Source organism: Methylobacterium tarhaniae (assembly GCF_001043955.1).
Lineage (GTDB): Bacteria > Pseudomonadota > Alphaproteobacteria > Rhizobiales > Beijerinckiaceae > Methylobacterium > Methylobacterium tarhaniae.
The window spans coordinates 1-15,018 of record NZ_LABZ01000244.1 but is presented as its reverse complement, the minus strand read 5'-3'; the positions used below and the strand labels follow the sequence as shown (position 1 = coordinate 15,018).

The following is a 15,018-nucleotide window of genomic DNA, read 5'->3' as shown; positions in this document are numbered from 1 at the left end:
GTGGGAGAGGGGAACGCGCTTTGCCTAGAAGCAGAAGATCTATTCGAGGCCCCAAATTTGTCTTCCCGGTCTCGCTAAAACACCAACGCCGGACCACATCCAACCCTCTTCTCGCGATCCCATATCAATGAACACGGCGGAGGACGCCCGATGACCCCGCAACCCCGCACCCTCCTCGACAAGGTCTGGGACGCCCACGTCATGGCGACACGGCCCGACGGGCAGGCGCTCCTCGCCATCGACCGGCACCTGCTGCACGAGGGCTCGTTCCATGCCTTCGGGATGCTCGACCATGCCGGTCGAAACATCCGACGGCCGGAGCTGACCTTCGCGGTGGCCGACCATTACGTCCCCTCCCGCGACCGCGACGGACCGATCCCGGATCCCGAGATCGCCAACATGGTCGCGACGCTCGCCGACAATGCCGGCCGGCACGGCATCCGGCATTTCGGCCTCGATGACCGGGCTCAGGGCATCGTCCACGTGCTGGCGCCGGAACAAGGTCTGACGCTGCCGGGCCTCACCATCGTCTGCGGCGATTCCCACACCTCGACCCACGGCGCCTTCGGGGCGCTCGGCTTCGGGATCGGGGCGACGGAAGTGGCGCATGTCCTCGCGACGCAGGCGCTGTGGCAGCGCCGGCCGAAGACGCTGCGGGTCGGCATCGACGGCGTGCTCGGCCCGCACGTCACCGCCAAGGACGTGATCCTGGCGATCATCGCAGGTGTCGGCGCCGGCGGCGCGGTCGGGCACGTGCTCGAATATGCCGGCAGCGCCATCCGCGGCCTGTCGATGGAGGGGCGACTCACCATCTGCAACATGTCGATCGAGGCCGGCGCGCGGGCCGGCATGATCGCCCCCGACGACACCACCTTCGCGTTCCTCGAAGGCCGGCCCTACGCCCCGAAGGGCGCCGTGTTCGAGCAGGCGGTGGCGGCCTGGCGGCAACTCCCCAGCGACGAGGGCGCCCGGTTCGACCGCGAGGTCACGCTCGACGCGGCGGCCATCGCCCCGGCCGTCACCTGGGGCACCAGCCCCGAGACGGCCCTGCCGGTCACTGCCGCGGTGCCGGATCCGGGCGCCGAGCCCGATGCCACCAAGGCCGGCCAGATGCGGGCGATGCTCGACTATATGGGCCTCACCCCCGGCACGCCGCTCGAATCGGTCGCGATCGACCGGGTGTTCATCGGCTCCTGCACCAATTCGCGCATCGAGGACCTGCGCGCCGCCGCGACGGTCCTGCGCGGCCAGAAGGCGCGGGTTCCCGGCCTCGTCGTGCCGGGCTCCGGCCCGGTGCGGCGCCAGGCCGAGGCGGAGGGGCTCGACCAGGTGTTTCGCGAGGCCGGCCTCGAATGGGGCGAGCCGGGCTGCTCGATGTGCGTCGGCATCAACGGCGACCTCGTGCCGGCGGGCGAGCGCTGCGCCTCCACCACCAACCGCAACTTCCCCGGCCGCCAGGGCCCGAACGCCCGCACCCACCTGATGAGCCCTGCCATGGCGGCGGCCGCCGCCGTCACCGGCCGCCTCACCGATATCCGCCGGCTCGGGAACCGCTGACATGCAGCCCTTCACGACTCTCAGCGCCGTCGCGGCCCCGCTCGACGTGGCCAACATCGACACCGACCAGATCCTGCCGGCCCGCTTCCTGAAGAAGCCGCGCAAAGCCGGCTACGGCAACTTCCTGTTCCACGACGAGCGCCGCCGGAGCGAGGACTATCCCCTCGACGCGCCGGCTTACAGGGGCGCCGGCATCCTGGTGGCCGATCGCAATTTCGGCTGCGGCTCGTCCCGGGAGGGAGCCGTCTACGCCCTGGTCGATGGCGGCATCCGCTGCGTCATCGCCCCGAGCTTCGGCGACATCTTCGCCTCGAACGCGGCCAAGAACGGGCTCCTGACCGTGACCCTGCCGGAGCAGACGGTGGCGGCTCTGCGCGCACGCCTCGCGGCATCGCCCGGCGCCGCCGTCACGGTCGACCTGCCGGCCCAGACCGTGACCGGCCCGGACGGGGACGCGCTCCCCTTCGAGATCGATCCGTTCAAGAAGCGCTGCCTCGTCGAGGGCCTGGACGACGTGGCGCTGACCCTGGAGCACGCCGAGGCCATCGCGGCCTTCGAGGCCAGGGTGGCGGCCGAGGAGCCGTGGCGGGTGCCTGCCGGGACGTGACGCGATCCTAGAACAACGACCCCTGCGCCTCGTTCGGCCGCTCCGGCGGTGGCGGCGCCGGGGCTTCCTCGTCCGGCCGCAGCAGCCCGGACTCGTCGTTGCGCACGTCGTTGACCCGCCGGCTCGCCGGCGCGAGGTCCAGCCATTCCTCCGGCGCCGGCCGGCACAGGGCGGCCGCCGCCCCCGCATCGACGTCGCGCAGGTCGAGCCAGCGATCGACCCCCTCCGGCGACAGGATCGCCGGCATGCGCTCGTGGATCCCGGCGAGGAGCCCGTTGGCGCCGCAGGTGACGATCGCGGCGGTGTCGATCTCCGAGCCGTCGCGGCTGCTCCAGGTCTCCCACAGGCCGGCGAGCGCCATCGGGCGGCCGTCGGCCCGGCGGATCGCGTAAGGCGGCTGGCCGCGGGGCCCGCCGCGGCGCCACTCGTAGAAGCCGTCCGCGAGAACGATGCAGCGCCGGTAGCGCAGGGCATTGCGGAAGCTCGGCTTCTCCGCCGCGGTCTCGATCCGGGCGTTGATGACGAGGGGGAAATCGTCCGGATCCTTGACCCAGGCCGGCAGGAAGCCCCACCGCATCAGTACGAAGCGCCGCCGCCCGTGCTCGGCGGTGACGACCGCCACCGGCTGGGTCGGCGCCACGTTGTGGCGGGCCGGGAAGTTCGGCTGCTCGGCGTAGCCGTAGGTCTCCCGGAAGGTCTCGGGCGAGGAGGTGACGAAGAAGCGGCCGCACATGGTTCAGTGTATCACGCCGTCAGTCCGTCACAGCCAGCGCTTCCAGCGGAAGAAGGCGTAGGGCAGGATCGCCGCCACCACCATCATCACCACCGCCATCGGGTAGCCGAAGCCCCAGTCGAGTTCCGGCATCACCTTGAAGTTCATGCCGTACATCGAGGCGATCAGGGTCGGCGGCATGAACACCACCGCCATGACCGAGAACAGCTTGATGATGTTGTTCTGCTCGAGGTTGACGAGGCCGAGGGTGGCGTCGAGCAGGAACTGGATCTTGCCCGAGAGGAAGCTCGCATGCTCCTCGAGCGACTGCAGGTCGCGCAGGGTGGAGCGGACTTCCTCGCGGATCTCCCGCGGCGCCTTGCTGGCCCGGTAGCTCGCCGAGAGCGAGAGCAGGATGCGCTCGACCGAGACCAGGCTCTCGCGCTGCTGCGACAGCAACTCGTTGTGGCGTCCCAGGGCCCGCAGGGTGTTCTGCAATTCGGCGTTGCGGGCGCTCGGGTCGGCATGCTCGGCGAAGATCAGGCGCGAGAGCCGGTCGATCCGCTCGCCCTGGAGCTGGAGCACGTCGGCGGCGCGGTCGATCACGGTCTCGATCAGGCCGGCCAGGATCGCCTCGCCGGTCAGCATCACCCCGGCCGGCCGTGCGGCACGGTGCACGAACATCCGGAACGCCTGCGGATCGTCGTAGCGCACCGTGGCGAGCTTGTTGTCGCGCAGGATGAAGGTGACGCCGGTGAGCATCGCGTCGTCGGTATCGACCCGGCACAGCAGCCGCCCGGTCATGTAGCGGGCGCCGTTCTCGACGTAGAGCAGCTCCGAGGGCTCGATGTCCTGCATCTCCTCCCGGGTCGGAATCGAGATGCCCAGATACGCCTCGACCTTGTGGTCCTCCTGGCGGGTGGGCTCGATCAGGTCGATCCAGAGCGCGTCCGGCGGGATCGGCTCCGACATCTCGAGCAGGCGCCGCTCGAGGAGCGGCTGACCGGTGCTGGCGCAGGCATTCGGCTGATGGACGAAGATCAAGGGACGATCCCTGGCGGGGGCGGGAGAGGCCTTCTGGCCCGGCCGCTTGAAGGCTCCGTGACAGCTAGGTCTCGGGCGTCCCGATTGTCGATGACGCCCGGTCCACAGCCGCCCGGTGTTTTCGCGCGCGGTCAGGCCCCCACGGTCTCGCCGGCGGCATTCACCCCGGCCTCGGCCGGCGGCTGGCAGACGTCGACCCACTCCGCTCCGGTCAGCGCCGCCATGCGCTCCGGGGCGATCCGCACGGCGCTGTGGGGCGAGCCCGCCGCCGGCACCACTTCGTCGAAAGCCTTCAGGCTCACGTCGCAATAGACCGGGAGCGGGGTGGCGAGGCCGAACGGGCAGACGCCGCCGACGGGATGGCCGGTGAGCGCCTCCACCTCCTCCGCGCCCAGCATCCGGGGCTTGACCCCGAAGGCGGCCTTGACCTTGCGGTTGTCGAGGCGGGCATCGCCCCGGGCGACCAGCAGCACGACGCGCTCGCCGAGGCGCAGCGACAGGGTCTTGGCGATGCGGGCCGGCTCGACGCCGTGGGCAGCCGCGGCCAGGGCCACGGTGGCCGAGCTCGCCTCGGTCTCGAGCACGGTGAGATCGGGGGCGCGCGCGGCGAGGTCGGCCTTGACGGAGGCGAGGCTCATCGGCGGGCGGCCCCGCGCGGCAGGAGAGTGTCGATCACGGGCGGGCTCTCAGGTTCGAGGGGTGCCGGTCCGGCTTCCTTCCTCCGGCTTCCCTTGGCTCCGGCTTCCCTTGGCCCGGCGCGCTCGCCCGCGCAAGCCTTGTGGCGCGTCCCTCCTCGCGTCTCCGGGGAACCCCGGATGCAGAAGGGACGCGGGGTCGCGGGCGGGGTCCCCGCGCCCGCGATCGGACATCAGTAGCGGGGACCGCCCGATGTGTTGCCGCGCTGCTGCTGGTAGCCCGGGCGCGACGGGTTGCGGGCGTTCGGGTCGCCGGCCCGCATGTGGTTGCGGCGCATGTGCCGGCGCATGTGGCGATCGTGCCGCTTCATGTGGCGGTAATGGTGGTGGCGGCGCATGGCGACGTGCTCGACGGTCGACTCGTGGCCGGCGACGGCCGGAGCGGGGCCGGTCACGGCAGCCGAGGCCGGAGTCAGGGCGAGACCGCCCAGCAGCACGCTCGCCGCCAGGGCCAGGGTCAGGGACTTCATCGAGGTCTTCTCCGGGCGTTGGCCCCCTCGGCCAACCTGTGCGTCAATGGCCCGCCTCGCGCCCGGTTCCGCTGCGGTATGGGAAATCATCGGGAAAACATCCTCGGCGGGCCGGTCTCTCGGGGAAGGCGCTCCTTGCCGTCCCTGCGCGCCCGCGGTCCGGGCTTGCGCCGGCGGACCGCCTCCGCCATCCCGGCGGCCATGCCTTCCGTCCCTTCCCTGCCGATCGATGCCGTCCTCGGCGACCTCGCGGCGGCCCTCGCCGCCCCCGCGGCGGGCGGCCGCCCCAACGCGGTTCTGGTGGCGCCGCCGGGGGCCGGCAAGACCACCCGGGTGCCGCTCGCCCTTCTGGGGGCGCCCTGGCGCGGCGACCGCCGCGTCATCCTCCTGGAGCCGCGCCGCCTCGCCGCCCGGGCCGCCGCCGAGCGCATGGCCGCGACCCTGGGCGAGGCGGTCGGCGAGACGGTGGGCCTGCGGGTGCGCCTCGGCTCGAAGGTGTCGGCCCGCACCCGGATCGAGGTCGTCACCGAGGGCGTCTTCGCCCGCATGATCCTCGACGATCCCGAACTCGCCGGCATCGCCGCGGTGCTGTTCGACGAGTTCCACGAGCGCTCCCTCGACGCCGATCTCGGCCTGGCGCTCGCCCTCGACGCGCAAGGAGCGCTGCGCGAGGACCTGCGCCTGCTGGCGATGTCGGCGACGATCGACGGCGCCCGCGTCTCCGCCCTGATGGGGGACGCCCCGGTGATCCTGTCCGAGGGCCGGGCCTTCCCGGTCGAGACCCGCTACCTCGACCGCGACCCGCAGGCGCGCATCGAGGACGCGGTGACCGACGCGGTGATGCGGGCGCTGCGGGCCGAGCCCGGCTCGGTCCTCGCCTTCCTGCCGGGACAGGCCGAGATCCGCCGCACCGAGGAGCGCCTGCGCGAGCGCCTGACCGAGCTCCCCGACATCGACCTCGCCCCGCTCTACGGCGCCCTCGACCGGGCGGAGCAGGACCGGGCGGTGCGGCCGAGCCCGGCGGGGCGCCGCAAGGTGGTGCTCGCCACCTCCATCGCCGAGACCTCGCTCACCATCGAGGGGGTGCGGGTGGTGGTCGATTCGGGCCTCGCCCGGGTGCCGGTCTACGAGCCGGATCTCGGGTTGACCCGCCTCGTCACCCAGCGCGCCTCCCGCGCCTCCGTCGACCAGCGCCGGGGCCGCGCCGGCCGCACCCAGGCCGGGATCTGCTACCGGCTGTGGGCGGAGGCGGCCACCGGCGCGCTCGAGCCCTTCACCCGGCCCGAGATCCTCGCCGCCGACCTCGCCGGGCTGGTGCTCGATTGCGCCGCCTGGGGCGTCGCCGACCCGACCACCCTGCCCTTCCTCGACCCGCCCCCGGCTCCGGCGCTCGCCGAGGCCCGGGCGCTGCTGGCCGGCCTCGACGCCCTCGACGGTGACGGACGCCTGACGGCCGCCGGCCGCGCCCTGCGCGCCCTCCCCCTGCCGCCGCGCCTCGCCCGCATGGTGGTGAGCGCCGCCGAAAGCGGCCGCGAGGCGGCGCGGGCCGCCGCCGACGTGGCGGCCGTGCTGGTGGAGCGCGGCCTCGGCGGCGACGCCGTCGACCTCGCCGACCGGGTCGAGCGCTATCGCCGCGACCGCTCGGGACGGGCCGAGGACATGCGCCGCCTCGCCGCCGGCTGGGCCAGGATGGCGGTGGCGATGGTCGAGGCCGCCCGCCCCGCCGGAACGCCCGACACCGGCACGCTCCTGGCGCTGGCCTATCCGGACCGGATCGCCCGGGCGCGCGGCAGGCCCGGCGAGTACGTCCTGGCCAATGGCCGGGGCGCCGCCCTCGATCCCGCCGCCGGCCTCGCCCGCGAGCCGTTCCTGGCGGTGGCCGAGATCGTCGGCAAGGCCTCGTCCTCGCGCATCCTCGCCGCGGCCCCGATCGCGCTTCCCGCCATCGAGGCCCTGTTCGCCGACCGCATCGAGGCCCGCACCCGGGTCGAGTTCGACCCCGAGGCCGGAGCGCTGCGCGCCCGGGCCCAGCGCCGCCTCGGCGCCGTCGCGCTGGCCGAGCGGATCCTGCCGGTCCCGCCCGACGCGGACAGCGCCGCGATCCTCGCCCGCGGCCTCGCCTCCCTCGGGGTCGCCGTCCTGCCCTGGTCGAAGGCGGCGCAGCAATGGCGCGAGCGGGTGATGTTCCTGCGCGCGGCCGAGGGCGAGCCCTGGCCCGACCTCTCGGATTCCCACCTCGCCGAGACCCTGCCCGACTGGCTCGGGCCGCACCTGACCGGCCTCACCCGCCTCGACGAGATCGGTGCCGACCGCCTCTCCGAGGCCCTGCACGACCTCGTGCCCTGGAACCTCCGGGCCCGCCTCGATGCCGAGGCACCGACCCATATCGAGGTCCCGACCGGCTCGCGCATCCCGGTCGACTACGCCGCCGAGGGCGGCCCCGTCCTCGCCGTGCGGGTGCAGGAGCTGTTCGGCCTCACCCGCCACCCGACCATCGGCGGCGGGCGCGTGCCGCTGGTGCTCCACCTGCTCTCGCCGGCCCAGCGCCCGATCCAGATCACCCGCGACCTGCCGGGCTTCTGGCGCGGTTCCTGGGCCGCGGTCCGGGCCGACATGCGCGGCCAGTATCCCCGCCACCCCTGGCCCGAGGACCCGACCACCGCCCCGCCGACCCGGCGGGCGAAGCCGCGGGGGACGTGACGGCGCATGCGCCTGAGGCCGGGGAGCCCCGACGCAGCGCGTCCTCCGGATGGCCGGGGAAATCTCGTCCGCGCACCCGCCCTTACCGCAGGTAGCGGGTCTGCCGCTCCTGCAATCCGGGAAACGAAATCGCAGTGAAGTTGTGAGACTTTCCGTCGGCCAGAAGAAGACCGTGCGATGCTGCCCGACGATCTCGACACCTTCGCCGCCGATTGGGTCTGGGCGACCGACGCGGAGCTGCGGCTGACCGAGATGCGCGGACGCTACGAGGCCCTGACCGGCGAGGCCGAACCGATCGGCCGGGCCTGGCCGGGGCTGTCCGGTCACGGCGCGGGCGACGATGCCCCGCTCCGGGGCCGGCAGGCGTTCCGGGACGTGGTCCTGCCGCACCGGCACCGCGACGGGCGCACCCGGTGGTTCCGGTTCGGCGGGGCGCCCCGCCTCGCGGCGGACGGGACCGTCGCGGGCTGGCGCGGATGCTGCGCCGAGCTGTCCGTGCCGGCAGTCGCGCAGGTCGACGCGGCGCGAGGCCTGGAGGCGCTGACGCGACGCTTCGAGGCGGTGGTGGCGAGCATGCCCATCGGCGTCAGCCTGTTCGACGCCGACCTGCGGCTGATCGCCGTGAACGATCGGCTCGGCGAGCTCTTCGGGCTGCCGCCCGACCTGATGCGCCTCGGCACACCGCTCGAGCAGATGGTCCGCGCCAGCGCCGGCACCGGCAACTTCCCGCACCTGAGTCCCGACGAGGCCTGGGCCTTCGTCTCCGCGCGCATCGCGCAGCGGATCCGGCTGCGACGCGAGCGGCATTTGCCGGGCGGCGTCCTGCTCACGACCACCATCGCGCCGCTTCCCGACGGCAGCACCCTGGTGCTCCACGAGGATGCGACCGATCGGGCGCGGGCCGACGCGAAGCTGGCCGAGCAGAAGAGCCGCCTCGACCACGCGCTGACCCACATGTCGCACGGCCTCGTCCTGTTCGACGCCGCGCACCGGGTCACCGTCGTGAACCGGCAGTTCCTCGACCTCTACGGCCTGTCGCCCGAGACCGTGCATCCGGGCATTACCGCGGAGGAGCTGATCCACCGACGCACCGAGGCCGGCAACTTCCCGGGGCTCACGCCGGAGGAGGCCTGGCGGCAGGTGTCCGAGCGGCTGGCCAGCCGCACCCGCTACCGCCTCGACCAGACCCTGGCCGACGGTCGGGTCATCGCCGTGACCTACGCACCGGCCCCGGAGGGCGGCTTCGTGACGGTGCACGAGGACGTCACGGCGGCCAAGCGGGCCGAGGCTCAGATCGTCCACATGGCCCGTCACGACGCGCTGACCGGCCTGCCCAACCGTGCCCTGCTGCACGAGGGCCTGGCCGAGGCGCTGGCGCGCGGCGGCGGGGTCACGGCGGTCCTGTGCCTCGACCTCGACCGCTTCAAGGCCGTCAACGACACCCTCGGCCACGCCGTCGGCGACAAGCTGCTGTGCCAGGTGACCGCCCGGCTGAATGCCGTGATCCGGAACGAGGCGGAGGGCGGGCTCGCGATCCTGGCCCGCCTCGGCGGCGACGAGTTCGCCCTTGTTCTGCGGCCGACCACGCGCTTCCGGGCCGGGCGCCTCGCCGGCCGGCTGATCGAGGCGGTCGCGCGCGACTACGAGATCGACGGCAAGCGCATCGCCGTGGGCCTCAGCGCCGGCATCGCGCTCACGCCGACCGACGGGCAGGATCCGGAAGGCCTGCTGCGGGCCGCCGACATGGCGCTCTACCGCGCCAAGGCCGAGGGGCGGGGCATCCACCGCTTCTTCGAGCCCGCCATGGACGTGGCGATCCAGACCCGGCGCGGCGTCGAGCTCGATCTGCGGACGGCGCTCGCCGAGCAGCAATTCGCCCTCGCGTTCCAGCCGTTCCTCGGCCTCGCGGCCAACCGGATCGCCGGCTTCGAGGCCCTGGTGCGCTGGCACCACCCGGCCCGCGGCGTGGTGAGCCCCGCCGCCTTCGTGCCGGTCGCGGAGGAGACCGGCATGATCGTGCCGCTGGGCGAATGGGTCCTGCGCCAGGCCTGCCGCGAGGCGGCACGGTGGCCGCAAGCCCTCCGGGTCTCGGTCAACCTCTCGCCGGTGCAGTTCCGCAGCGGCGACATCGACGCCACCGTGATCGCGGCCCTGCGCGAGGCGAATCTCGATCCGCACCGGCTCGAACTCGAGATCACCGAGGGCGTGCTGCTGCAGGAGGACGCCTCGACGCTCGCCATCCTGCACCGGCTCAAAGGGCTCGGGGTGCGCATCGCCATGGACGATTTCGGTACCGGCTACTCGTCGCTCGGCTACCTGCGGGCCTTCCCGTTCGACAAGATCAAGATCGACCGCGCCTTCGTGGCCGACCTCTCGGTGCGTCCCGACGCGCTCGCCATCGTGCGGGCGGTGACGACGCTCGCCGACAGCATGGGCATGACCACCACCGCCGAGGGCGTCGAGACCGAGGAGCAGCTGGCCCACTTGCGCGGGGCGGGCTGCACCGAGGTGCAGGGCTACCTCATCAGCCGGCCGGTGGCGGCGGAGGCGGTGGCGCCGATGCTGAGGGGCGCGTGACCGAAGCCGGTCAGTGCCGCAAGCCCGGCGCCTCGCGCCCGGTCTTCTCGACATATTCCGAGTAGCCGCCGCCATACTGATGGATGCCGTCGGGCGTCAGTTCCAGCACCCGGTTCGACAGGGCGGCGAGGAAGTGCCGGTCGTGCGAGACGAACAGCATCGTGCCCTCGTACTGGGCGAGCGCGGCGATCAGCATGTCCTTGGTGCCGACGTCGAGGTGGTTGGTCGGCTCGTCGAGGACGAGGAAGTTCGGCGGATCGTAGAGCATCCTGGCCATGGCGAGCCGGGCCTTCTCGCCGCCCGAGAGCACCCGGCAGCGCTTCTCGACGTCGTCGCCCGAGAAGCCGAAGCAGCCGGCGAGCGTGCGCAGCGACCCCTGCCCCGCCTGCGGGAAGGAATCCTCCAGGAACTCGAACACCGTGCGCTCGCCGTCGAGGGTGTCCATGGCGTGCTGGGCGAAGTAGCCGAGCTTCACGCTGGCGCCGATCGTCACGCTTCCCGCATCCGGCGCGGTGGTGCCGGTGGCGAGCTTGAGCAGCGTCGACTTGCCGGCGCCGTTGACGCCCATCACGCACCAGCGCTCCTTGCGGCGGATGCCGAAATCGAGCCCGTCGTAGATCGTGCGGCTGCCGTAGCTCTTGCGCACGGATTTCAGGCTGATCACGTCGTCGCCCGAGCGGGGGGCGGCGGGGAAGTCGAAGGCGACGCTCTGGCGGCGGCGGGGCGGCTCGACGCGTTCGATCTTGTCGAGCTTCTTCACCCGGCTCTGCACCTGGGCGGCGTGCGAGGCCCGCGCCTTGAAGCGCTCGATGAACTTGATCTCCTTCGCCAGCATCGCCTGCTGGCGCTCGAACTGCGCCTGCTGCTGCGCCTCGTTCTGCGCCCGCTGCTGCTCGTAGAAGGTGTAATCGCCCGAATAGGTGGTGAGCGAGCCGGCGTCGATCTCGATGATCTTGCCGACGATCCGGTTCATGAAGGCCCGGTCGTGCGAGGTCATCAGGAGGGCGCCGTCGAAGCCCTTGAGGAAGTCCTCGAGCCAGATCAGGCTCTCGAGGTCGAGGTGGTTGCTCGGCTCGTCGAGCAGCATCACGTCGGGGTTCATCAGCAGGATGCGGGCGAGCGCGACGCGCATCTTCCAGCCGCCCGAGAGCGCGCCGACATCGCCCTCGATCATCTCAGGGGAAAAGCTCAGGCCCGCCAGCACCTCGTGCGCGCGGCCCTCCAGGGCGTAGCCGCCGAGCTCCTCGAACCGGCCCTGCACCTCGCCATAGCGCTCGACCAGGGCCTCCATCTCGTCGGCCCGGTCGGGATCGGCGAGCGCCGTCTCGATCTCGCGCAGCTCCGCCGCGATCTCGCTCACCGGGCCGGCACCGTCCATCACCTCGGACAGCACGGAGCGGCCGGCCATCTCGCCGACATCCTGGCTGAAATAGCCGATGGTGATGCCGCGATCGGCCGAGACCTGGCCCTCGTCGGGCTGCTCCTCGCCGGTGATCATCCGGAACAGCGTGGTCTTGCCGGCCCCGTTGGGACCGACGAGCCCGACCTTCTCGCCGCGCTGCAGCGCCGCCGAGGCCTCGATGAAGAGGAGCTGGTTGCCGTTCTGCTTGGCGATCTTGTCGAGGCGGATCATGGGAGGCGGAGGTCCGGAGTGGAGGGCGCGCCGGAAGGCGCGCGATAGCGAGACGATCTGCCACGGCTTCGTGGCGCAGCGGTGTCAGGTGGAAGTGAGGAGAAGGTCCGGCGCTCAGTCCCGCGCCCTGCCGCGCCGGTCGACCACGTCGGTGGCGGCCCGGAAGGCGGCGTCGGCGTCGAGGGCCGTGGTGTCGAGTACCACCGCGTCCTCGGCCACCCGCAGGGGCGCCGCGCTGCGGTCGGCGTCGCGGGCGTCGCGGCGCAGGATGTCGGCCAGCACCGCCTCGTAGGCCACCTGCTCGCCCCGTCCGTCGAGTTCGCGGTGGCGGCGGCGGGCGCGCTCCTCGGCCGAGGCCGTGACGAACAGCTTCACGGCGGCGTCCGGGCAGACCACGGTGCCGATGTCGCGCCCGTCGAGCACCGCGCCCTCGGCCGAGCCGGCGAAGCGGCGCTGCCAGTCGAGGAGGGCGGCGCGGACCGCCGGTTGCGCCGAGACGATCGACGCCGCCTCGCCCATGGCGCTGCCGCGCAGGCGCGGATCGGCCAGGAAGCCCGGCGCGAGGTCCTGCGCGGCGGCGGCGGCCGCAGCCTCGTCGGCGAGGTCCTGCCCGGCATCGAGCAGCGTCAGCGCCACGGCCCGGTAGAGCAGGCCGGTATCGAGGTGCGGCAGGCGGTAATGGGCCGCCAGGCGCTTGGCCAGCGTGCCCTTGCCGGAGGCCGCCGGGCCGTCGATCGCGATGACCATCGCGACCCTCACGCGTCGAGCGCGGCGCCGAGCGCCCGCATGTCGGTGAGGAAGGCCGGGTAGCTCGTCGCGATCATCGCGCCGTCATCGACGGTCACCGGCGCCCGGGCGACCATCCCGAGGACCAGGAACGCCATCGCGATGCGGTGGTCGAGATGGGTCTCGACCGTGCCGCCGCCGGCGGGCGCGGACCCGTTGCCGTGGACGATCAGGTCGTCGCCCTCGACGACGTGGGAGACGCCGTTCGCCTTGAGCCCTGCCGCCACCGCGGCGAGACGGTCGGATTCCTTGACGCGCAGCTCGTGCAGGCCCTGCATCCGGGTGGTGCCGTCGGCGCAAGCCGCCGCCACCGCGAGGACGGGGTATTCGTCGATCATCGCCGGCGCGCGCTCGGGCGGCACCGCGACGCCCTTGAGGCGGCTGTGGCGCACCCGCAGGTCGGCGACGGTCTCGCCGCCCTCCTCCCGCTCGTTCAGCCGCTCGATGTCGCCGCCCATCTCCAGGAGCGTGGTGAGGAGACCGGTACGCAGGGGATTCATCATCACCCCCTCGATCACCACCTCGGAACCGGGCACGACCAGGCCGGCGACGAGGGCGAAGGCCGCCGAGGACGGATCGGCCGGCACCACCACGTCGGTGGCGTTCAGGGTCGGCTGGCCGGTGAGCGCGATGCGCCGGCCATGGCCGCCGGGTCCGATCGCCTCGACCGCGACGGTGGCGCCGAACAGGCGCAGCATCCGCTCGGTGTGGTCGCGGGTGGCGGCCGCCTCGATCACCGTGGTGGTGCCCGGGGCGTTGAGCCCGGCGAGCAGCACCGCCGACTTCACCTGCGCCGAGGCGACCGGGCTCTCATAGGTGATCGGCACCGCCTCGCGGGGGCCGCGCAGGGTGAGCGGCACCCGGCCGCCCTCGGCCTGCTCCACCACCGTGACGCCCATCTGCACCAGCGGATCGAGGATCCGGCGCATCGGCCGCTTGCGGAGCGAGGCGTCGCCGTCGAAGGTCGCGGTGACCGGGTGGCCGCCGACCACGCCCATCATCAGCCGCGAGCCGGTGCCGGCATTGCCGAAATCGAGCACGCCGGCCGGATCGGAGAGGCCGCCGACGCCGACGCCGCGCACCCGCCAGCGCCCCTCCCCGTCCCGGTCGATCCCGGCGCCGAGGGCCTTCGCGGCGGCGGCGGTGCGCAGCACGTCGTCGCCCTCCAGCAGGCCCGAGATCCGGGTCTCGCCGAGGCTGAGCAGGCCGAGGATGATCGCCCGGTGCGAGATCGACTTGTCGCCGGGCGGCCGCAGCCGGCCCCGCAGGGCCGTCCCGGCCTGGGCGGTGATCGGGGACGGAGTGGAATCGTGCGACACGGGCAGACGGCCTGGTTCTCGAGAATCGCGAAAGAAGCGCGGGAAAACGGCCGGGTCGTTACCACGCGGGCATCGCCGCGTCATCCGCCGGCCCCACGGGTATTTGACAGGGCTGGCGGGCGCGACTAACCGGACCCACTCTTACCGACATCGACAGGAACGTGACTACCGTGGCCAGACCGGAACTCGGCTTGAAGCGCCAGTGCATGAGCTGCGGCGCGAAGTTCTACGACCTCAGCAGGGACCCTGCCGTGTGCCCGAAATGCGGCACGGTCTACCAGGTCGCCGCCCTCACCTCCACCCGCGTCCCCGCCCCGGCGATCACCAACCGCGCCCCGCGCGAGGAAGAGACCGAGGAGGAGGCCGGCGCCCCCGAGATGGTCTCCCTCGACGAGGTCGAGGCTGCCGAGGACGGCGCCGACGTGTCGGTCGACGACGACGCCGATGTGGGCGATGCCGGCGGCGAGGACGACACCTTCCTGGAGGAGGACGAGGAAGGCGGCGACGACGTCTCCGACTTCATCGACGGCGACATCGAGAGCGACGAGGAATCCTGATCCTCGAGGGCGGGCGACGGCGGCATCGGGCTGCTGTCGTCTCAACCCTCTGATGCACCAGCGGAATTCGCGACAGTCACGAAAACTTCGCGAAGACCCGCCCCGAGGGCTTGTGTCCGGCGCCACACCCTCATATACCGCCGCTCACCGGCGACGCCCTCCCCGAGGGCATCGGCCGGTTCCGGGACGGATCCCATACGTCCTGCAGCGTGGGGCTATAGCTCAGCTGGGAGAGCGCCTGCATGGCATGCAGGAGGTCAGCGGTTCGATCCCGCTTAGCTCCACCAAATCACATCAGGCTCTGCCTGGCGTGATGCGGTCGCAACCAGCGACCCAGGCTTGACGAGACCCGCCGGCATCC

At 72.7% G+C, this 15,018-nt stretch carries 12 protein-coding genes and 1 tRNA gene; 6 read left to right on the top strand and 7 right to left on the bottom strand.

The features are described from left to right. The first annotated feature begins 150 nt into the window (after positions 1 to 150). Together leuC and leuD are read left to right on the top strand one after the other, a co-directional pair. On the top strand, positions 151 to 1,557 hold the full coding sequence (gene leuC, locus VQ03_RS27095; protein ID WP_048454027.1) for a 3-isopropylmalate dehydratase large subunit: 1,407 nt from the start codon (positions 151 to 153) through the stop codon (positions 1,555 to 1,557). 1 nt (position 1,558) lies between these two features. Continuing rightward, complete coding sequence (gene leuD, locus VQ03_RS27090; RefSeq protein ID WP_048454026.1) at positions 1,559 to 2,164, top strand: 3-isopropylmalate dehydratase small subunit; 606 nt, start codon at positions 1,559 to 1,561, stop codon at positions 2,162 to 2,164. 7 nt (positions 2,165 to 2,171) lie between these two features. Here leuD and VQ03_RS27085 read toward each other — a convergent pair whose 3' ends face one another. From VQ03_RS27085 to VQ03_RS27070, 4 genes are all read right to left on the bottom strand, one after another. Then, complete coding sequence (locus VQ03_RS27085) at positions 2,172 to 2,897, bottom strand: SOS response-associated peptidase (protein ID WP_048454025.1); 726 nt, start codon at positions 2,895 to 2,897, stop codon at positions 2,172 to 2,174. Between the two features lie 27 nt (positions 2,898 to 2,924). Continuing rightward, entirely contained in the window at positions 2,925 to 3,920 is a 996-nt protein-coding gene (locus VQ03_RS27080; protein ID WP_048454024.1) for a magnesium transporter CorA family protein, read from the bottom strand. A gap of 131 nt (positions 3,921 to 4,051) precedes the next feature. Further along, positions 4,052 to 4,558, bottom strand: coding sequence for a YbaK/EbsC family protein (locus tag VQ03_RS27075; protein ID WP_048454023.1), 507 nt, complete (start codon positions 4,556 to 4,558; stop codon positions 4,052 to 4,054). Positions 4,559 to 4,788: 230 nt separating this feature from the next. Then, positions 4,789 to 5,085: a hypothetical protein gene (locus tag VQ03_RS27070; RefSeq protein ID WP_048454022.1), complete on the bottom strand. Its 297-nt coding sequence runs from the start codon at positions 5,083 to 5,085 to the stop codon at positions 4,789 to 4,791. Between the two features lie 201 nt (positions 5,086 to 5,286). Between VQ03_RS27070 and hrpB the strand changes: the two genes are divergently transcribed. Both hrpB and VQ03_RS27060 read left to right on the top strand, forming a co-directional pair. Further along, positions 5,287 to 7,785, top strand: coding sequence for an ATP-dependent helicase HrpB (gene hrpB / locus VQ03_RS27065; protein WP_048454040.1), 2,499 nt, complete (start codon positions 5,287 to 5,289; stop codon positions 7,783 to 7,785). Positions 7,786 to 7,962: 177 nt separating this feature from the next. Next, on the top strand, positions 7,963 to 10,362 hold the full coding sequence (locus VQ03_RS27060) for a putative bifunctional diguanylate cyclase/phosphodiesterase (protein ID WP_053078751.1): 2,400 nt from the start codon (positions 7,963 to 7,965) through the stop codon (positions 10,360 to 10,362). A 10-nt stretch (positions 10,363 to 10,372) separates the two neighbouring features. Here the strand turns inward: VQ03_RS27060 and VQ03_RS27055 are convergent, their stop codons facing one another. The 3 genes from VQ03_RS27055 to aroA form a co-directional block, all read right to left on the bottom strand. Next, the gene (locus VQ03_RS27055) at positions 10,373 to 11,995 is read right to left on the bottom strand and encodes an ABC-F family ATP-binding cassette domain-containing protein (RefSeq protein ID WP_048454021.1); all 1,623 of its coding nucleotides are present in this window, start codon (positions 11,993 to 11,995) and stop codon (positions 10,373 to 10,375) included. Positions 11,996 to 12,109: 114 nt separating this feature from the next. Continuing rightward, on the bottom strand, positions 12,110 to 12,742 hold the full coding sequence (gene cmk / locus VQ03_RS27050) for a (d)CMP kinase (protein ID WP_048454020.1): 633 nt from the start codon (positions 12,740 to 12,742) through the stop codon (positions 12,110 to 12,112). Between the two features lie 8 nt (positions 12,743 to 12,750). Next, positions 12,751 to 14,100: a 3-phosphoshikimate 1-carboxyvinyltransferase gene (gene aroA / locus VQ03_RS27045; RefSeq protein ID WP_048454019.1), complete on the bottom strand. Its 1,350-nt coding sequence runs from the start codon at positions 14,098 to 14,100 to the stop codon at positions 12,751 to 12,753. A gap of 170 nt (positions 14,101 to 14,270) precedes the next feature. Between aroA and VQ03_RS27040 the strand changes: the two genes are divergently transcribed. Both VQ03_RS27040 and VQ03_RS27035 read left to right on the top strand, forming a co-directional pair. Then, the gene (locus VQ03_RS27040) at positions 14,271 to 14,657 is read left to right on the top strand and encodes a TIGR02300 family protein (protein WP_083468243.1); all 387 of its coding nucleotides are present in this window, start codon (positions 14,271 to 14,273) and stop codon (positions 14,655 to 14,657) included. A 211-nt stretch (positions 14,658 to 14,868) separates the two neighbouring features. Continuing rightward, positions 14,869 to 14,944: transfer RNA gene (locus VQ03_RS27035), tRNA-Ala, on the top strand. Positions 14,945 to 15,018: the final 74 nt, after the last annotated feature.